Origin of the sequence: Citrobacter sp. Cpa228 (assembly GCF_030333085.1) — a bacterium.
Lineage (GTDB): Bacteria > Pseudomonadota > Gammaproteobacteria > Enterobacterales > Enterobacteriaceae > Citrobacter > Citrobacter pasteurii.
Genome location: NZ_JAOWGQ010000039.1, coordinates 84289 through 104381 on the forward strand (window position 1 = coordinate 84289; position 20093 = coordinate 104381).

Here is a 20093-nt window from a genome sequence, read left to right on the forward strand (position 1 = left end):
CAAGGTATCAAAACTTAACCGTGTTTCTTCTTCGCGAAAATGACGCGCGCCAGAATGTTCAGCAGCAGTACGCACAGGGTAATAATCAGTACCCCGGCCCAGGCCAGTTGCTGCCATTCAGCAAATGGGCTCATCGCAAACTTAAAGATAGTGACCGGCAGGTTGGCGATTGGCTGCATCATGTCAGTGCTCCAGAACTGGTTGGAGAGCGACGTAAACAGCAGCGGAGCCGTTTCACCGGCGATACGGGCAATTGCCAGCAGAATACCGGTAATAATGCCCGACACAGACGCCTTCAGGGTGATCGCGGAAATCATCTTCCACTTTGGTGTACCCAACGCATAGGCGGCTTCTCGCAGGCTATCCGGCACCAGCTTGAGCATGTTCTCAGTGGTACGAATAACGATAGGTACCTGCAGCAGCGCCAGCGCAATCACACCCGCCCAGCCGGAGAAGTGTTCCATTTTTGCCACCACGATGGTGTAGACGAACAGACCGACCACAATCGATGGTGCAGACAGCAGGATATCGTTGATAAAGCGGATTACTTCAGCCAGCCATGACTTACGCCCATATTCCGCCAGGTAGATGCCCGCCATAATACCGAGCGGCGTACCAAAGATGGTCGCCCATAGAATCAACAGCCCACTCCCGGCGAGCGCGTTCGCCAGACCACCACCCGCGGTATTCGGCGGCGGGGTCATTTCGGTGAACAGTGCCAGTGACATACCGTCAATACCGCGGGTGATCGTGGACATCAGGATCCAGATCAGCCAGAACAGACCGAACGCCATCGTCGCCATCGAGAGCGTCAGCGCGATGCGGTTCTTCAGACGACGACGCGCCTGCATTTTACGGCGGGATTCCGCAAGCTGAGCGGTGTTTTGCATTTCCAGCGTAGCCATTAGCGTGCCCCCTCGTTTTTCGCAAGGCGCATGATCATGAACTTAGATGCCGCCAGTACGATGAAGGTGATCACAAACAGAATCAGACCCAGCTCCATCAACGCGGCAACGTGCAGCCCTGATTCCGCTTCGGCAAATTCATTCGCCAGCGCAGAGGTGATACTGTTGCCCGGCATATACAGCGATGCGCTGTCGAGTTGGTAGGTGTTACCGATGATAAAGGTCACCGCCATGGTTTCACCCAGCGCGCGACCCAGACCCAGCATTACGCCGCCAATGACACCATTTTTAGTGAACGGCAGAACGATACGCCAGATAACTTCCCAGGTAGTACAGCCAATACCGTAGGCTGACTCTTTCATCAGTACCGGCGTTTGTTCGAACACATCACGCATCACCGCCGCAATGTATGGGATGATCATGATGGCGAGGATCACGCCAGCCGCCAGAATACCGATACCAAATGCCGGGCCAGCAAACAGTGCGCCAACAAACGGAATGTTGGAAAGAATATTACCGACCGGCTCCTGGAAATACGTCGCAAACAGCGGGGCAAAGATAAACAGGCCCCACATGCCGTAAACGATACTCGGGATCGCCGCCAGCAGTTCAATAGCGATACCCAGCGGACGTCTCAGCCAGCCAGGAGCAAGTTCCGTCAGGAACAAAGCAATGCCAAAACTCACCGGAACGGCGATCAGCAGTGCGATAAATGAGGTAACCAGCGTACCGTAAATCGGAACCAATGCGCCGTAGATATCATTTGGCGCATCCCAGTCTTTGGTCCAAAGGAATGAGAAACCAAATTTCTGGATGCTTGGCCAGGAGGAGATGATCAGAGAGACAATAATGCCACCCAACATCAATAGCACAATCAGCGCTGCCAGTTTTACCAGCGCGCTGAATATCATGTCACCCTTTTTACCCGGTGGGTTAAAAGCAGGCTTGGTTGCAGCCATAAATCACTCTTTAAGTTAAACGCGTTTACGAAGTTGCCCATGCCGGATGGCGCTACGCTTATCCGGCCTACAAAGCGGGCCTACAGTCGAAACCGTAGGGCGGATAAGCGTAGCGCCATCCGCCAACTCGTGAAAGATATTCTATTAGTACAGCGCTTTACCGCTGCTGTCTTTCACGTTGGTCTTCCATGCAGCACGAACCTGCTCAACCACGCTGTCTGGCAGGCTGGCGTAATCCAGGTCGTTAGCCTGTTTGCCGCCATTTTTGTACGCCCAGTCGAAGAACTTCAGCACTTCTGCGCTCTGCTCTGGTTTCTTCGACTCTTTATGGACCAGGATGAAGGTGGTGGAGGTGATTGGCCACGCGTCGTCACCTTTCTGGTTAGTCAGATCCTGAGCGAAGGTTTTGCTCCAGTCAGCGCCTTTTGCTGCGTTAGCAAAGCTCTCTTCTGTCGGGCTTACCGGTTTGCCATCAGCAGAGACCAGCTTGGTGTACGCCAGGTTGTTCTGCTTAGCGTAAGCGTACTCAACGTAACCGATAGAACCCGGCAGACGCTGTACGAACGCAGCGATACCGTCATTACCCTTACCGCCCAGACCGGTCGGCCAGTTCACAGTAGAGCCTGCGCCAATTTTAGATTTCCACTCTTCGTTCACTTTCGCCAGGTAGCTGGTGAAGACGAAGGAGGTACCGGAACCATCTGCACGACGCACAACGGCAATGTTCTGAGAAGGCAGCTTCAGACCCGGGTTCAGTTTGGTGATGGCTTCATCATCCCACTTCTTAATTTTGCCGAGGTAGATATCGCCCAGGGTTTTACCGTCAAGCACCAGCTCACCGGACTTCAGGCCAGGGATATTCACCGCCAGCACTACGCCACCGATCACGGTCGGGAACTGGAACAGGCCTTCCTGAGCCAGCTTCTCGTCAGATAACGGTGCATCAGATGCACCGAAATCAACGGTATTTGCGGTAATTTGTTTTACACCACCGGAGGAGCCGATACCCTGGTAGTTTACTTTGCTACCGGTTTCTTTCTGATAGGTATCAGCCCATTTGGCATACACTGGCGCAGGAAAAGTTGCACCAGCACCTGTCAGGCTCGCTGCAGCAAAGGCAGAGAACGCGCTCATAGATAAGGTCGCGGCGACAACAGTTGCGACAGTGGTACGCATAACTTTCATAATGTCTCCTGCACGGTTTTCGTAAATTGTTGTTTGAGTTGCTACTGTGAGCAAAATAGGACAAACAGGTGACAGTTAAATGTACGAAATATGACAGTTTTATGACAATGAAAAATAATGCGCGAAAAACAATTAAAAATTGTATAAAAACAGTAATTTAATCGATTATATAACAATTATATTTCGGCAAAATTTTCTTTTTATGACACTGAAAACAGTAGCTGAAGATGACGGTTTGTCACATAAAACAGGCGGGATAATTGATTAAAAACAGAACAGGTTTAAAAAAATGCCCCGCTTTGAGCAGGGCATTTTCAGTTCAGCGAGGTATCGCTTATTCCACGGTAACCGACTTCGCCAGGTTACGCGGCTGGTCCACGTCAGTACCTTTAATCAGCGCCACGTGATACGCCAGCAGTTGCAGCGGAACGGTATAGAAGATCGGTGCAATCACCTCTTCCACATGCGGCATCTCGATGATGTGCATATTTTCATTACTGATAAAACCTGCATCCTGATCAGCGAAGACATACAACTGGCCGCCACGAGCACGCACTTCTTCAATGTTGGATTTCAGTTTTTCCAGCAACTCGTTGTTCGGTGCAACCACGATAACCGGCATATCCGCGTCAATCAGCGCCAGCGGGCCGTGCTTCAGCTCACCAGCGGCATACGCTTCTGCGTGAATATAAGAAATCTCTTTCAGCTTCAGGGCGCCTTCCAGCGCAATGGGGTACTGATCGCCACGACCAAGGAACAGTGCATGGTGTTTGTCAGAGAAGTCTTCCGCCAGCGCGGCAATACGCTTGTCCTGTGACAGCATCTGCTCAATACGGCTCGGCAGCGCCTGTAACCCGTGAACAATCTCTTGTTCAATAGACGCATCCAGACCTTTCAGACGAGACAGCTTCGCCACCAGCATTAACAGAACAGTCAGCTGGGTGGTAAAGGCTTTCGTGGAGGCCACGCCGATTTCGGTCCCGGCATTGGTCATCATCGCCAGATCAGATTCACGCACCAGAGAAGAGCCCGGTACGTTACAGATTGCCAGTGACCCCAGATAGCCCAGCTCTTTAGATAAGCGCAGACCCGCCAGGGTATCTGCCGTTTCACCGGATTGGGACAGGGTAATCATCAGACTGTTACGACGCACGGCAGATTTGCGATAGCGGAACTCGGAAGCGATTTCGACATCACAAGGAATACCCGCCAGCGACTCAAACCAGTAACGGGATACCATGCCTGAGTTGTATGACGTGCCGCAGGCGATAATCTGGATATGCTCAACCTGAGACAGCAACGCGTTGGCATTAGGGCCAAGCTCACTTAAATCCACTTCGCCATGACTGATACGCCCGGTCAGCGTATTTTTAATCGCGTTCGGCTGTTCGTAGATCTCTTTCTGCATGTAGTGGCGATAAATACCTTTTTCGCCCGCGTCATACTGCAGATTCGATTCGATATCCTGACGTTTTACTTCCGCGCCAGTCTTGTCAAAAATAGAGACTGAACGACGCGTTACCTCGGCGATATCGCCCTCTTCCAGGAAGATAAAGCGACGGGTTACCGGCAGCAGCGCCAGCTGGTCGGAAGCGATAAAGTTTTCACCCATGCCCAGACCGATAACCAGCGGGCTACCAGAACGCGCCGCCAGCAGTGTTTCTGGGTTACGGGTATCCATGATCACTGTGCCGTAGGCCCCGCGCAGCTGCGGAATAGTACGCAGTACCGCTTCACGCAGCGTACCGCCCTGTTCCAGTTCCCAGTGCACCAGGTGAGCAATCACTTCGGTGTCCGTTTCAGACACAAAGGTGTAACCACGCGCTTTCAACATTTCACGCAGCGGTTCATGGTTTTCGATGATGCCGTTATGCACTACCACAATGTGCTCAGAAACATGGGGATGCGCGTTCGCTTCTGAAGGTTCACCGTGTGTCGCCCAACGGGTATGAGCGATACCTGTACCACCATGCAGCGGATGTTCTTCCGCCGCAGCAGTCAGCATCTGCACTTTACCCAGACGACGCAGACGGGTCATGTTACCTTCAGCATCAACAACAGCCAGACCGGCTGAGTCATAACCACGATATTCCAGACGACGTAAACCTTCGAGAAGGATTTCAGCTACATCACGCTGCGCGATAGCGCCAACAATTCCACACATATTTTTTGATTCCGAATTTAGGCATTATGCCTGTCGTTGTCGCTGACCTGTATTTGCCCTTTCCGGGCGCCCCGAGCCTTGTAGAGAGTGGGGTTATTTTTATAGGTACTGCTTGTTGAGCGGAGGATTATGTTATCCCCTCATCTCTTGTCTGCCTGATGGCGCTCACGCTTATCAGGCCTACAGAACGTCATCGCACGTAGGCCGCCATCAGGCAAAAATCACTTACTTTTTCTTCACCGGGCGCTGCCAACCTTGTTTATGGACCTGCGGTACACGGCTTAATACCAGTTCGTTATCAGCGATATTACGCGTCACTGTGGTTCCAGCGGCGATCGTCGCGCCTTTACCCACGGTGACAGGCGCCACCAGTTGAGTATCCGAACCCACAAACACATCATCACCAATAATGGTTTTAAATTTATTAGCGCCATCGTAATTGCAGGTGATCGTACCCGCGCCGATGTTCACGTTATCGCCAATTTCAGCATCGCCCAGATAGGTCAGATGACCGGCTTTAGAACCTTTACCCAGACGCGCTTTTTTCATTTCGACGAAGTTACCCACGTGTGCGCCTTCCAGCAGCTCAGCGCCTGGGCGCAGACGCGCAAAAGGCCCGATAGTACAGGCTGCTTCCAGATGGGCATCTTCCACCACGCTGTACGGGCTAAGCTCACAGCCATCGCCAATTACGCTATTTTTGATAACGCAGCCAGTACCAATCTTGACGCGATCGCCAAGGGTTACGTTGCCTTCAATGATAACGTTAGTATCAATTTCAACATCGCGCCCGTGAATAAGCGAACCGCGAAGATCAAAACGTGCCGGATCACGCAACATAACGCCTGCTAACAGCAGTTTCTCTGCTTGTTCGGACTGATAGACACGTTCAAGACGGGATAACTGAAGACGGTTATTCACCCCTTCGGTTTCGCTAATACGTGCCGGATGTACCGCAGCAATTTCACGACCTTCCTGGTACGCCATCGCAATGATATCGGTGATGTAATATTCACCCTGCACATTATTGTTGGTTAGTTTAGACAACCAGCGCTTCATATCAGCGCCATTGGCAATCAGGATGCCGGTGTTAATTTCCTGGATCTGGCGTTGTTCGTCGGTCGCATCTTTATGCTCAACGATGCCAGTAACTTTGCCGTTATCACGCGTAATGCGCCCATAGCCGGTTGGGTCGTCCAGTTTTACTGTTAATAAGCCAATACCACCCTGAGGTTTAGCATTGCGCAGGCGGCGTAACGTTTCGGTGGAGATTAACGGTACATCGCCATATAGCATTAAAATGTCTTCGTCATCACCAAAGAACGGTGCAGCCTGCTGCATAGCATGGCCGGTTCCCAACTGCTCTGCCTGCAGAACCCAGTTCAGATTGCCATCTTTTAGCGTCTGCTTGAGCAAATCACCACCGTGCCCGTAGACCAGGTGTACATGAGTTGCGCCTAATTCATTAGCGGCATCAATAACATGCTGCACCATCGCTTTTCCTGCGAGAGTGTGCAGCACTTTAGGAAGATCGGAATACATACGTGTACCTTTGCCTGCGGCAAGGATCACGACGCTCATAGCATTATTCAACATACACATCCTGACTGTCATTTGAGAACGAATTTATACCCTTTAACATTGAAAATACTACATTTTTTTCATCATGAAATGGGCCGAAGATAAAACGTTCAATAGGGGGGAATCCCTAACTATTAACTCACTATTTTCGACTATATCGGCGCCTTTTGTCTCCCAAAAACCAGGAGCATGCTCTTATTAAAGCCTTAGGTTAATGTTTTTGCTATTTTTTTGCCGCATGAATAAAGAGTTACACATGCAAAGTCCGATTTTATTTATGTGATTCAGTGAGAAACCGAAAATGCGTACGCGAAAATAAAAAGTTGAGGGAGAAAAGTAGGGGAAGGGGAGTTATAACAACAAGTGGCGCTGACTGATAAACCCTATCAAGCATCGCGCCACAGGACGGGCAGGTAAAGGCTAAAAGCTCATATTGCTGAACATGGCGATGATTTTATTGAGTAATTTCATGTTGGCGTCTCTTTTTATCTGAATTCATTATGTGATCTAAATCACATAAAAAGAGTCTACGCCGCATTTTTTAACCAATCAATATTTTTATGATCTAAATCACAAAACAGCTTTCACTTTAAATGTTCATGCAAAAAAACAAAAAAAAGCCAGCCTGGAAACCAGACTGGCTTTTGTGCTTTTCAAGCCGGTGTTACATCGCTTTTTTGGTCAACTCGATAACGCGCAGTTTCGCGATCGCTTTGGCCAGTTCCGCAGATGCCTGAGCGTAATCCACGTCACCATGAGAGCTCTTAATATGCTCTTCAGCCTTACGTTTCGCTTCCAGGGCTCTCGCTTCATCGAGATCCTGCCCGCGAATCGCGGTATCAGCCAGTACGGTCACGTTGCCAGGCTGCACTTCAAGAATGCCGCCAGACAGATAGATAAACTCTTCATGACCGAACTGTTTAACGATGCGGATCATACCAGGCTTAATGGCGGTGAGCAGCGGTGCGTGACCCGGGAAAATACCCAGTTCACCTTCACTACCCGTTACCTGGATTTTTTCGACCAGACCAGAGAACATTTGTTGCTCTGCACTGACGACGTCCAGGTGGTAAGTCATTGCCATATCACCCTCCGATTAAGGCGTTAAAGTTTTTTGGCTTTTTCTACGGCTTCGTCGATAGAACCAACCATGTAGAACGCCTGCTCTGGCAGGTGGTCGTATTCGCCTTCCATGATGCCTTTAAAGCCACGGATGGTGTCTTTCAGGGAAACGTATTTGCCCGGAGAACCGGTGAATACTTCCGCAACGAAGAACGGCTGGGACAGGAAGCGCTGGATCTTACGCGCACGAGCTACCACCAGTTTATCTTCTTCAGACAGTTCATCCATACCCAGGATGGCGATGATGTCTTTCAGTTCCTGATAACGCTGCAGCAGGGACTGTACGCCACGCGCAGTGTCATAGTGTTCCTGACCAACAACCAGCGGATCCAACTGACGGCTGGTGGAGTCCAGCGGATCAACTGCCGGGTAAATACCCAGAGAAGCGATCTGACGGCTCAGTACCACGGTTGCATCTAAGTGAGCAAAGGTGGTTGCTGGGGACGGGTCAGTCAAGTCATCCGCAGGTACGTATACCGCCTGAACGGAGGTGATAGAACCTGTTTTGGTAGAAGTGATACGTTCCTGCAGAACACCCATCTCTTCCGCCAGGGTCGGCTGGTAACCTACCGCTGATGGCATACGACCCAGCAGTGCGGATACTTCCGTACCGGCCAGGGTGTAACGATAGATGTTATCGACGAACAGCAGTACGTCACGACCTTCGTCACGGAATTTCTCAGCCATGGTCAGACCGGTCAGCGCAACGCGCAGACGGTTTCCCGGCGGCTCGTTCATCTGGCCATAAACCAGGGATACTTTATCCAGAACGTTGGAGTCGGTCATTTCGTGGTAGAAGTCGTTACCCTCACGAGTACGTTCACCTACACCCGCAAACACAGAGTAACCGGAGTGCTCGATCGCGATGTTACGAATAAGCTCCATCATGTTTACGGTTTTACCTACACCCGCACCACCGAACAGACCAACTTTACCGCCCTTAGCGAACGGACACATCAGGTCGATAACTTTGATGCCGGTTTCCAGCAGTTCCTGAGAGCTGGACAGCTCTTCATAGGTAGGTGCTGCGCGGTGGATAGCCCAACGCTCTTCTTCACCGATATCGCCTTTCATGTCGATCGGGTGACCCAGAACGTTCATGATACGACCCAGAGTTGCTTTACCTACCGGGACTTCGATCGGGTGCTCGAGGTCTTTAACTTCCAGACCACGACGCAGACCGTCGGAAGAACCCATTGCGATGGTACGTACGATACCGCCGCCGAGCTGCTGCTGAACTTCCAGCACCAGGCTCTCTTTACCATTCATAACCTCAAGAGCATCGTACACGCGCGGTACGGCATCCTGAGGGAATTCGACGTCAACCACGGCGCCGATTACCTGGACAATTTTTCCAGTAGCCATCTTGAATCCTCTACGAATTAACCTGGTTATACCGCGGATGCACCACCGACGATTTCGGTGAGTTCCTGAGTAATGCTGGCCTGACGAGCTTTGTTGTATACCAACTGCAGCTCTTTAATCAGGCTGCCGCCATTGTCGGTCGCGGCTTTCATCGCCACCATACGTGCGGCCTGCTCGCTGGCCAGGTTTTCTACCACGCCCTGATAAACCTGAGATTCAACGTAACGACGCAGCAGGGTATCCAGCAGCGGTTTCGGGTCTGGTTCATACAGGTAATCCCAGGCTTTTTGTTTTAACTCTTCATCTTCTGAAGCCGGTAAAGGCAGCAGCTGAGTGAGAGTCGGAACCTGAGACATGGTGTTAATAAATTTGTTGCTGACAACGTACAGTCTGTCCAGACGACCTTCATCGTAGGCCTGCAGCATCACTTTAACCGGGCCGATCAGTTCGGACAGGGAAGGGTTATCCCCCATACCGGTTACCTGAGCAACCACGTTACCGCCTACGGAATTAAAGAAAGACACGCCCTTAGAGCCGATCATTGCGATGTCGCACTGAACGCCTTTATCGGACCATGTTTTCATATCCGCCAGCAGCTTTTTAAACAGGTTAATGTTCAAGCCACCGCACAGACCACGGTCGGTCGACACCACCAGGTAGCCCACGCGCTTAACGTCGCGTTCTTCCAGGTAAGGGTGCTTATATTCCAGATTGCCATTCGCAAGGTGACCAATCACTTTGCGCATGGTCTCTGCATAAGGACGGCTGGCCGCCATGCGATCCTGCGATTTACGCATTTTGGAAGCGGCGACCATCTCCATCGCTTTAGTGATCTTCTGCGTGTTCTGGACGCTTGCGATCTTACTACGTATCTCTTTTGCGCCGGCCATGAGCTTCTCCTCAATGCCTTGCGGTCCGTCCTAAGACAGACCGCCAGACGTTACCAGGACTGGGTTGCTTTGAAGGAATCGAGGATAGCTTTCAGCTTGCCTTCGATTTCATCGTTATAGCCACCGGACTGGTTAATCTCTTGCATCAGCGGAGCGTGATCACGGTCAACGTAAGCCAGCAGAGCGGCTTCGAAGCTACCGATTTTCGCCAGTTCCACATCTTCGAGGTAACCGCGTTCAGCCGCAAACAGCACCACACCCTGCTGTGCAACAGACATTGGGGCATACTGTTTCTGCTTCAGCAGTTCCGTTACTTTCTGGCCGTGGCTCAGCTGCTTACGCGTAGCTTCGTCAAGGTCGGAAGCGAACTGAGAAAACGCTGCCAGTTCACGATACTGCGCCAGTGCGGTACGAATACCACCGGACAGTTTCTTGATGATCTTGGTCTGCGCTGCGCCACCTACACGAGATACGGAGATACCCGGGTTAACTGCCGGACGAATACCGGAGTTGAACAGGTTGGTTTCCAGGAAGATCTGACCATCGGTAATGGAAATTACGTTGGTCGGAACGAACGCAGAAACGTCACCCGCCTGGGTTTCGATAATCGGCAGAGCGGTCAGGGAGCCGGTTTTACCTTTAACTTCACCATTGGTGAATTTCTCAACGTATTCCGCGTTAACGCGGGATGCGCGTTCCAGCAGACGGGAGTGGAGGTAAAATACGTCGCCTGGGAATGCTTCACGTCCTGGTGGACGACGGAGCAGCAGGGAAACCTGACGGTAAGCAACAGCCTGTTTGGACAGGTCATCATAAACGATCAGTGCATCTTCACCGCGGTCACGGAAGTATTCGCCCATTGCGCAACCAGCATAAGGTGCCAGATATTGCAGTGCAGCAGATTCAGACGCGGTCGCCACAACAACGATGGTGTTGGACAGTGCGCCGTGTTCTTCCAGTTTACGAACCACGTTAGAAATGGTGGACGCTTTCTGGCCGATAGCCACGTACACGCATTTGATGCCGGAGTCACGCTGGTTGATGATGGCATCGATCGCCATCGCGGTTTTACCGGTCTGACGGTCACCGATGATCAACTCACGCTGACCACGACCGATTGGGATCATGGCATCAACGGATTTATAACCGGTCTGTACCGGCTGATCGACGGACTGACGTTCGATTACGCCTGGTGCGATAACTTCGATTGGCGAGAAGCCATCGTTATCAACCGGACCTTTACCGTCAATAGGGGAACCCAGAGTGTTCACCACACGACCCAGCAGGCCACGGCCAACCGGAACTTCCAGAATACGCCCCGTACACTTAACCTTCATGCCTTCGGCGAGGTCAGCGTATGGACCCATCACAACTGCACCTACAGAGTCGCGCTCCAGGTTCAGTGCGATAGCGTAACGGTTACCCGGCAGAGAGATCATTTCCCCCTGCATACAGTCAGCAAGACCGTGGATGCGGATAACACCGTCACTTACAGAAACAATAGTACCTTCGTTGTGAGCTTCACTCACAACACTGAACTGAGCAATGCGCTGCTTGATCAGTTCGCTGATTTCGGTGGAATTCAGTTGCATGCTCCAGTCCCCTTAAGACTGCAAGACGTCTGCAAGGCGCTCAAGACGGCCGCGTACGCTGCCATCAATGACCATATCACCCGCACGGATGATTACGCCTGCCATTACAGACTTATCGATTTTGCAATTCAGCTTAACTTTGCGTGACAGACGTTTTTCCATCGCTGCACTAATCTTCGTAAGCTGTTCATCACTCAGTGCATTGGCAGAAGTGACTTCTACCTCAGAGATAGCCTCACTGGCTGCACGCAGGTGAATAAACTGCTCAAGAACATCCGGGAGCGCATTAAGACGGTTATTTTCAGCCATTACCTTAATCAGGTTTTGACCGCTTTCGTCCAACTGCTCACCGCAGATTGCGATAAACGACTCAGCGAGCGTTTCCGGCGCCAGCGCGCCAGAGAGAAGCTCTGCCATTTGTTCGTTCTTCGTCACCTCAGCGGCAAACGTCAGCATATCCTGCCAACGGTCAACGCTTTGGTGCTCAACGGCAAAGTCAAAAGCTGCTTTGGCGTAGGGGCGAGCTACCGTAATAAATTCAGACATCAGCCCCTCCCTCCTTACAGTTCAGCGACAAGTTTGTCCACGATGTCGCTGTTAGCAGCTTCATCCACGGAACGTTCGATGATCTTCTCGGCGCCAGCAACAGCCAGGACAGCAACTTGCTTACGCAGCTCTTCGCGAGCACGTTTACGCTCGGCGTCAATTTCCGCCTGCGCTTGTGCCACGATTTTAGTACGTTCCTGCTCTGCTTCAGTTTTAGCTTCGTCCAGGATCTGAGCGCGGCGTTTGTTTGCCTGCTCGATAATTACCTGAGCTTCCGCCTTCGCTTTTTTCAGCTGGTCAGTCGCGCTGGCCTTTGCAAGGTCAAGATCCTTATGTGCTCGTTCAGCAGAAGCAAGACCGTCAGCAATTTCTTTTTGACGTTTTTCGATGGCTGCCATTAATGGCGGCCATACGTACTTCATGCAGAACAGAACGAACAGGACAAACGCGATGGCCTGGCCGAGGATTGTTGCGTTAAGATTCACAGCACAATGCCTCTATCTAGTTAACGTTCTGATATTGCTCTTAATTCAAGCAACGCTTACTACGCGACAGCGAACATCACGTACAGACCCAGACCTACAGCGATCATCGGGATAGCATCCACCAGACCCATAACGATAAAGAACTGAGTACGCAGCAGAGGAATCAGATCAGGTTGACGCGCTGCGCCTTCCAGGAATTTACCCCCGAGGATGCCGATACCGATCGCAGCACCGATTGCCGCCAGACCCATCATCACAGCGGCAGCCATGTACAGCAGATCCATATTCAGGTTTTCCATGACAGTCTCCAGTTTGTTTCAGTTAAAACGTAGTAGTGTTGGTAAATTAATGCTCTTCAGACGCCATCGACAGATAGACAATCGTCAGAACCATGAAGATGAAGGCTTGCAGCGTGATAATCAGTATGTGGAAAATGGCCCACGGCACATTCAGAATCCACTGTGACCACCACGGCAACAGGCCAGCAATCAGAATGAAAATCAGCTCACCAGCGTACATGTTGCCGAACAGTCGCAGACCAAGAGAAACTGGTTTGGACAGCAGGCTTACCCCTTCAAGGATTAAGTTGACAGGAATGAACGCCCAGTGATTGAACGGCTGCAGCGTCAACTCTTTCGCGAAGCCGCCGATGCCTTTCATTTTGATGCTGTAGAACAGAATCAGGATAAACACGCCCAGCGCCATCGACAGGGTGATGTTTACGTCCGCAGACGGAACCACGCGCAGCGCCGGCAGGCCCAGTATATGCTCAGCAATATACGGCAGCAGGTCGATTGGCAGTAAATCCATCAGGTTCATCAGGAAGACCCAAACGAAGATCGTCAGGGCAAGCGGTGCGATAACCTTGCTTTTGCCATGGTACATGTCTTTGACACTGCCATGAACAAAGCCGATTACCAGCTCAATCGCGGTCTGAAATTTCCCTGGTACGCCGCTGGTTGCCTTTTTAGCAACGCTACGGAACATAAGCAGGAACAACAGACCCAGCACCACCGAGAAGAACATGGAGTCAATATTGAGCGTCCAGAAGGTGGCTGGGGGGTTATGCGGATCTACCAGCGAGAAAGTACGCAGGTCCAACTGAAGGTTATTCAGATGGTGCCCTATGTATTCCTGCGGCGTCATATTTTCAGAAGCCATGATGCCTTTTACCCTTTGTTGTTAATTACAGCCGGTGCCAGTATCTGAACCACCAGCACCAAAACCCACGTAACGATCAGCGGTAAGAACACCGCCTTCAAAACCGCCAACGCCACCACAAGCAAAACCAGCATCGCTAACACCTTGAAGGCTTCGCCGAAAGCGAACGACCAGGCCACTCGACCCTTTGCTGGTGTATGTGCCTGGTGACGCCAGGCAAATATCATAAAAAACATATTAGGCAGTAACACTGCCAATCCCCCGCACAATGCGGAGATGCCCCAGAAAGGGTCTTTGAGGCTAAACAGCAATCCACTTGCTATTATCGCCAGAAGCTGTGTGAGCAAAAGCTTACGAGCAACGTTTCGACTCAAGAGCGACATAGACATCACGTTTTTACTCCTGCTCCCTTCGAGGTATGCCGCGTGTCGTATAAAACGTTCTTTATGGCTTAGAGTCAAGCATCAAAAAGCGGTCAAATTATACGGTGCGGCTTCGTGATTTCAAACAATAAGTAGCTAAAAAGTGAATAAATGTTTAAATATTTTTCTCCAGGCCACATTTATTACTTTTCGGCAAACTGTGAACGATCATGCAAAACTGCAAAAGCCGCGTAAACACTGGCTGCAAAGCGTGCACCAGATCACATATTAAGCATATTCGCCCCGGCACTATTTATTTACTTGGCAAATGATGCCATTTCAACTTTTTGATATTTAAGCCTAAAATTCGTTACTGTTTTAAAAATAGCGAATAACAACAAAAAAACCACCCATTGACATTTATAATAAAAAATTAACACAAGCGGTGATTCTTTGATTCTATTTTTAGCAGGCTGATATTTTCACAGTTGACTTGTTTCACTTTTAACAAAAAACGGTACGTTATAGTTATGATGCAAAACCGTAAGACATTAGTGAAATGTAACGACATTTAACCACACTATTCCCTATGACTTTTAACACCTGAAGAGCCGTTTTTTTTCTATTTTTTTTGATAAAAATTAAATTTTGTTTGGCTTAATAACCACCAAATGACGCTCACCATCCAGTTGTGGAACCCGTAATTTTACAACTGATTCTACGCTGAACGTCGCAGGCAATGTGGCGATCTCATCTTCCGGTAATTGCCCTTTTAAAGCATAAAAACGCCCGTTTTGACCAGGTAAATGGTGGCACCAGCTCAGCATGTCGTTAAGAGACGCGAAAGCACGACTTATCACGCCATCAAAAGGTGGCTCGGAAGGGAATTCTTCTACCCTGCTTTGCACTGGAGTGATGTTATCCAGTTTAAGTTCATGTTGTACCTGACGCAGAAAACGTACGCGTTTTCCCAGGCTATCCAGCAGTGTGAAATGCGCCGCAGGACGCACGATAGAAAGAGGAATTCCTGGTAAGCCCGGTCCAGTACCGACATCGATAAAACGCTCGCCCTTCAGGTACGGCGCGACGACAATGCTATCCAGAATATGGCGCACCAGCATTTCGTTGGGATCCCGCACCGACGTCAGGTTGTACGCTTTGTTCCATTTATGCAGCATATCGACATACGCAATCAGCTGATTTTTCTGGTGATCGGTAAGAGAAATACCGGCATCAGCCAGCAGACGAGAGAGTTTGTTGAGCACGGTCGTTACCTGTTTTAATTCTGCCGGATGACGGTTTCGCCCGATCCGGCCTACAGAAGATATTTGTAGGCCCGGTAAGCGTAGCGCCACCGGGCAATTTCCAACACATTAAGCGCTACGGCGCAGCATACCTTGTTTTTTCAACCAAACCAGCAGAATGGAGATGGCGGCTGGCGTGACACCAGAAATGCGCGATGCCTGGCCAATTGATACCGGTTTGTGATCGTTCAGCTTGGCAATAACTTCATTCGACAAACCGGAAACCTGACGATAATCCAGAGTCGCAGGCAGCAACGTATTCTCGTTACGCTGTTGTCTTTCGATTTCATCCTGCTGACGGGCGATATATCCTTCGTATTTCACCTGAATTTCAACCTGTTCCGCGGCCTGAGCATCATCAAGCGCAGGTGCGAACGCAGATAAAGAGGTCAACTGGGCATAGGTCATATCCGGGCGACGCAGCAAATCTTCACCGCTGGCTTCACGTGACAAAGGCGTAGCCAGGTGAGCATTCACTTCTGCTGCAGACTCCGCTAACGGGTTTACCCAGGTTGATTTCAGACGCTGGCGTTCTTGTTCGATGCGTTCCAGTTTTTCATTGAAGCGCGCCCAGCGTTCATCCCCCACCAGACCCAGTTCACGACCAATCTCGGTCAGACGGAGATCGGCGTTATCCTCGCGCAGCATCAAACGGTATTCTGCGCGCGAAGTAAACATGCGGTACGGTTCTTTGGTGCCCAGCGTACACAGGTCATCCACCAGCACACCAAGATAGGCCTGAGAACGCGCAGGTGCCCACCCCTCTTTGTCAGCGGACAAGCGTGCGGCGTTCAGACCCGCCAGCAAACCTTGCGCAGCGGCTTCTTCGTAACCGGTTGTACCGTTAATCTGACCAGCAAAGAACAGACCCTGAATGAACTTGCTTTCCAGAGTAGGTTTCAGGTCGCGCGGATCGAAGAAATCATACTCAATCGCATAGCCAGGGCGGACAATTTTGGCGTTTTCCATCCCCTGCATGGAGCGGACAATTTGCATCTGCACGTCAAACGGCAGGCTGGTGGAAATACCGTTCGGGTAAATTTCGTTAGACGTCAGTCCTTCTGGCTCCAGGAAGATCTGGTGCTGGTTACGATCGGCAAAGCGCATCACTTTGTCTTCGATCGACGGGCAGTAACGTGGGCCGATACCTTCGATCACACCAGCGTACATTGGGCTACGATCGAGGTTATTACGGATCACGTCATGGGTTTTCTCGTTAGTATGCGTGATGTAGCACGGCATCTGGCGTGGATGTTGAGAAACATCGCCAAGGAACGAAAAGACCGGCATTGGGTTATCGCTGTTTTGCTGACCAAGTACGCTGAAATCGATGGTACGCGCATCAATACGCGGCGGTGTGCCGGTTTTCAGACGGCTAACGCGCAGCGGCAGTTCACGCAAACGGCGTGACAGTGGGATAGACGGCGGATCGCCAGCACGGCCACCACTGTAGTTGTCCAGACCAATGTGAATTTTCCCATCGAGGAAGGTTCCTACGGTTAATACAACCGCTTTGGCACGGAACTTCAGACCCATCTGAGTCACTGCACCGACAACACGATCGTTTTCAACAATCAGATCTTCAACCGCTTGCTGGAAGATCATCAGATTCGGCTGGTTCTCCAACGCAGTACGTACAGCCTGACGATAGAGCACGCGATCCGCCTGAGCACGGGTGGCGCGAACTGCCGGGCCTTTGCTGGCGTTTAGTATTCTAAACTGGATACCGGCATGGTCAATTGCAGTTGCCATCAGGCCGCCAAGCGCATCCACTTCTTTTACCAGGTGTCCCTTCCCAATGCCGCCAATCGCCGGGTTGCAGCTCATCTGTCCCAGAGTGTCGATATTGTGTGTCAACAGCAGGGTCTGTTGACCCATTCGCGCCGCAGCCATTGCGGCCTCGGTGCCTGCATGACCCCCGCCAATGATGATGACGTCAAAAGGATCCTGATAAAACATGGTAATTGCCTCGCATAACGCGGTGTGAAAATGGATTGAAGCCCGGGCCGTGGATTCTACTCAACTTTAGTCGATGGAGAAAGACTTCGGATCCTGGGTATTAAAAAGAAGATCTTTTTATTTAGAGATCTGTTTTATTGTGATCTCTTATTAGGATCGCAACTATCTGTGGATAAGGGCGATCCTTTGAATAAGATCAACAAGTTGTTGAGGATCATTAGCTGTGAATGATCGGTGATCCTGGTCCGTATAAGCTGGGATCAGAATGAAGGGTTATACACAACTCAAAAACTGAACAACAGTTATTCTTTGGATAACTACCGGTTGATCCAAGCTTTTAACCAGAGTTATCCACATAAAAAAGTACGATCTTTACAAATCTCTGAACAATGGATGCCAGGATCCCAACCAAATTTCAGCCGGATCTTCCGGAATTTCATGTTCCAGTACGTTGATCCTGAGCGTTTCACCGATCTGTTTCGCCCCGCAGGCCTTCAGTTCAGCTTCCAGCTTGTCAATCGCACCGCAGAACGTGTCATATTCGCGGCTTCCAATGCCGATGGCACCAAAGCGTACCTGCGAAAGATCCGGTTTCTGCTCGCGCAATGCGTCATATAAAGGTTGCAGGTTATCAGGAATGTCTCCCGCACCGTGCGTTGAGCTGATTACCAGCCAAACCCCGTGAGTTGGAACCTCGTCGAGCATCGGTCCATGCAGTATTTCGCTGGAAAAACCGGCGTCATCCAGCTTTTCTGCCAGATGTTCTGCTACATATTCCGCACTGCCAAGCGTGCTACCGCTGATAAGAGTGATATCTGCCATTGATCGCTACCTCGATGAAGAGGCAGCATTGTACGCTGTGAGCGAGTTGGGATCTACCTGTGGAAAACCAGGGGATTAAAAAAAGCGATCAGGGCTTGATGGTACGCATGATCGGGTTCTGCAACACGATCAAAGTTTCAGTGGACTGAATTTCATCAATTGTTTGGATCTTGTTGATAAGTACCTGTTGCAGGGCATCGATAGATTTACACATCACCTTAATAAAGATGCTGTAGTGCCCGGTGGTGTAATACGCCTCGGTCACTTCATCGAGACTTTCCAGTCTGGCCAGCGCTGACGGATAGTCTTTCGCACTTTTCAGGATAATGCCGATAAAGCAGCCGACGTCATAACCCAGTTGTTTTGGACTGACATCAATACGTGCGCCAGTAATAATCCCTGCCTGCTTCATCTTTTCTACACGAACGTGAATTGTCCCTGGACTGACGCCGAACTGTTTGGCTAATTCTGCGTAGGCGGTACGGGCATTTTCCATCAGGGCGTCAAGAATGCCGCGGTCCAGATTGTCGATCTGATAATTTTCCATAGGTTTTTCTTATGTAGATTGATGATTCACTCTATTTTAGACGTTAATTTTAACGAATCAAAATCGAAGTTGGCTTTTTGTTTGTTGATTATTGAATATTACCCTCATTCTGTTGCTTAATCATAGGCAACAGGACACAGGAGTACACATAATGAAAACCGCTTACATTGCCAAACAACGTCAAATTAGCTTCGTAAAATCTCATTTTTCTCGTCAGTTGGAAGAGCGTTTAGGTCTGATCGAAGTTCAGGCTCCGATCCTCAGCCGCGTAGGAGATGGCACGCAGGATAACTTGTCGGGCTGTGAAAAAGCGGTGCAGGTGAAGGTTAAAGCATTGCCAGACGCTCAGTTCGAAGTGGTTCATTCCCTGGCGAAGTGGAAGCGTCAAACGTTAGGACAACACGACTTTAGCGCAGGCGAAGGGCTGTACACGCATATGAAGGCCCTGCGTCCCGATGAAGATCGCCTCTCCCCGCTGCACTCAGTATATGTTGACCAGTGGGACTGGGAGCGCGTGATGGGCGACGGCGAGCGTCAATTTTCCACTCTGAAAAGCACAGTAGAGGCTATCTGGGCGGGAATTAAGGCCACCGAAGCTGCGGTAAGCAAAGAATTTGGTCTGGCACCGTTCTTGCCGGAGCAGATCCACTTTGTGCATAGCCAGGAGCTGTTATCTCGCTACCCTGATCTTGATGCAAAAGGTCGTGAACGTGCAATCGCTAAAGAGCTGGGCGCGGTGTTCCTGGTCGGGATCGGCGGTAAACTCAGTGACGGTCACCGCCACGATGTTCGTGCGCCAGATTATGATGACTGGAGTTCAGCCTCCGAGCTGGGTCATGCTGGTTTGAACGGTGATATTCTGGTCTGGAACCCGGTACTGGAAGATGCGTTTGAACTGTCTTCTATGGGGATCCGCGTGGATGCCGATGCGCTGAAACACCAGCTTGCTCTGACCGGCGATGAAGATCGCCTGAGTCTGGAATGGCACCAGGCGCTGCTGCGCGGTGAAATGCCGCAGACGATTGGTGGAGGGATTGGACAGTCACGCCTGACGATGCTGCTGCTGCAGTTGCCGCACATTGGCCAGGTTCAGTGCGGTGTGTGGCCGGCTCAGGTACGTGAAAGCGTCGCATCTCTGCTGTAA

The 20093-nt window shown here is 50.6% G+C and carries 19 protein-coding genes; 1 reads left to right on the top strand and 18 read right to left on the bottom strand.

What is annotated here, in order from left to right; genetic code table 11:
- Nucleotides 1-14: 14 nt before the first annotated feature.
- The 18 genes from pstA to asnC form a co-directional block, all read right to left on the bottom strand.
- Nucleotides 15-905, bottom strand: coding sequence for a phosphate ABC transporter permease PstA (gene pstA, locus OGX91_RS07055; protein WP_005121466.1), 891 nt, complete (start codon nucleotides 903-905; stop codon nucleotides 15-17).
- On the bottom strand, nucleotides 905-1864 hold the full coding sequence (pstC, locus tag OGX91_RS07060; protein WP_005121465.1) for a phosphate ABC transporter permease PstC: 960 nt from the start codon (nucleotides 1862-1864) through the stop codon (nucleotides 905-907). Before pstC ends, pstA begins: the two co-directional genes overlap by 1 nt.
- A gap of 144 nt (nucleotides 1865-2008) precedes the next feature.
- On the bottom strand, nucleotides 2009-3049 hold the full coding sequence (gene pstS / locus OGX91_RS07065) for a phosphate ABC transporter substrate-binding protein PstS (RefSeq protein WP_286625818.1): 1041 nt from the start codon (nucleotides 3047-3049) through the stop codon (nucleotides 2009-2011).
- A gap of 334 nt (nucleotides 3050-3383) precedes the next feature.
- Nucleotides 3384-5213, bottom strand: coding sequence for a glutamine--fructose-6-phosphate transaminase (isomerizing) (glmS, locus tag OGX91_RS07070; RefSeq protein WP_005121462.1), 1830 nt, complete (start codon nucleotides 5211-5213; stop codon nucleotides 3384-3386).
- Nucleotides 5214-5438: 225 nt separating this feature from the next.
- A complete protein-coding gene (glmU, locus tag OGX91_RS07075) occupies nucleotides 5439-6809 on the bottom strand; it encodes a bifunctional UDP-N-acetylglucosamine diphosphorylase/glucosamine-1-phosphate N-acetyltransferase GlmU (RefSeq protein ID WP_155021738.1) in 1371 nt (456 codons plus the stop codon).
- Nucleotides 6810-7458: 649 nt separating this feature from the next.
- Complete coding sequence (locus OGX91_RS07080; protein ID WP_005121460.1) at nucleotides 7459-7878, bottom strand: F0F1 ATP synthase subunit epsilon; 420 nt, start codon at nucleotides 7876-7878, stop codon at nucleotides 7459-7461.
- A 20-nt stretch (nucleotides 7879-7898) separates the two neighbouring features.
- Entirely contained in the window at nucleotides 7899-9281 is a 1383-nt protein-coding gene (atpD, locus tag OGX91_RS07085; RefSeq protein WP_005121459.1) for a F0F1 ATP synthase subunit beta, read from the bottom strand.
- Between the two features lie 26 nt (nucleotides 9282-9307).
- Nucleotides 9308-10171, bottom strand: a complete 864-nt coding sequence (atpG, locus tag OGX91_RS07090) for a F0F1 ATP synthase subunit gamma (protein WP_005121458.1) — start codon at nucleotides 10169-10171, stop codon at nucleotides 9308-9310.
- Nucleotides 10172-10221: 50 nt separating this feature from the next.
- Nucleotides 10222-11763 (bottom strand): F0F1 ATP synthase subunit alpha, encoded by a 1542-nt coding sequence (gene atpA / locus OGX91_RS07095; RefSeq protein ID WP_003827026.1) that lies wholly within the window; start codon nucleotides 11761-11763, stop codon nucleotides 10222-10224.
- 12 nt (nucleotides 11764-11775) lie between these two features.
- Nucleotides 11776-12309, bottom strand: a complete 534-nt coding sequence (gene atpH, locus OGX91_RS07100) for a F0F1 ATP synthase subunit delta (RefSeq protein WP_005121457.1) — start codon at nucleotides 12307-12309, stop codon at nucleotides 11776-11778.
- A gap of 14 nt (nucleotides 12310-12323) precedes the next feature.
- On the bottom strand, nucleotides 12324-12794 hold the full coding sequence (gene atpF / locus OGX91_RS07105; protein WP_040232304.1) for a F0F1 ATP synthase subunit B: 471 nt from the start codon (nucleotides 12792-12794) through the stop codon (nucleotides 12324-12326).
- Nucleotides 12795-12853: 59 nt separating this feature from the next.
- The gene (gene atpE, locus OGX91_RS07110; RefSeq protein WP_000429386.1) at nucleotides 12854-13093 is read right to left on the bottom strand and encodes a F0F1 ATP synthase subunit C; all 240 of its coding nucleotides are present in this window, start codon (nucleotides 13091-13093) and stop codon (nucleotides 12854-12856) included.
- Nucleotides 13094-13139: 46 nt separating this feature from the next.
- Nucleotides 13140-13955, bottom strand: a complete 816-nt coding sequence (gene atpB / locus OGX91_RS07115) for a F0F1 ATP synthase subunit A (protein ID WP_005121454.1) — start codon at nucleotides 13953-13955, stop codon at nucleotides 13140-13142.
- 8 nt (nucleotides 13956-13963) lie between these two features.
- Nucleotides 13964-14344, bottom strand: a complete 381-nt coding sequence (gene atpI / locus OGX91_RS07120; RefSeq protein ID WP_040232303.1) for a F0F1 ATP synthase subunit I — start codon at nucleotides 14342-14344, stop codon at nucleotides 13964-13966.
- A gap of 614 nt (nucleotides 14345-14958) precedes the next feature.
- On the bottom strand, nucleotides 14959-15582 hold the full coding sequence (gene rsmG / locus OGX91_RS07125) for a 16S rRNA (guanine(527)-N(7))-methyltransferase RsmG (RefSeq protein ID WP_188231933.1): 624 nt from the start codon (nucleotides 15580-15582) through the stop codon (nucleotides 14959-14961).
- 108 nt (nucleotides 15583-15690) lie between these two features.
- Nucleotides 15691-17580 (bottom strand): tRNA uridine-5-carboxymethylaminomethyl(34) synthesis enzyme MnmG, encoded by a 1890-nt coding sequence (gene mnmG, locus OGX91_RS07130; protein WP_040232301.1) that lies wholly within the window; start codon nucleotides 17578-17580, stop codon nucleotides 15691-15693.
- Between the two features lie 372 nt (nucleotides 17581-17952).
- Nucleotides 17953-18402 (bottom strand): FMN-binding protein MioC, encoded by a 450-nt coding sequence (gene mioC, locus OGX91_RS07135; RefSeq protein WP_286625820.1) that lies wholly within the window; start codon nucleotides 18400-18402, stop codon nucleotides 17953-17955.
- 88 nt (nucleotides 18403-18490) lie between these two features.
- Nucleotides 18491-18949, bottom strand: a complete 459-nt coding sequence (gene asnC / locus OGX91_RS07140; RefSeq protein ID WP_003023780.1) for a transcriptional regulator AsnC — start codon at nucleotides 18947-18949, stop codon at nucleotides 18491-18493.
- A gap of 151 nt (nucleotides 18950-19100) precedes the next feature.
- Here asnC and asnA point away from each other — a divergent pair, with 151 nt between their 5' ends.
- The gene (asnA, locus tag OGX91_RS07145; protein WP_005121446.1) at nucleotides 19101-20093 is read left to right on the top strand and encodes an aspartate--ammonia ligase; all 993 of its coding nucleotides are present in this window, start codon (nucleotides 19101-19103) and stop codon (nucleotides 20091-20093) included.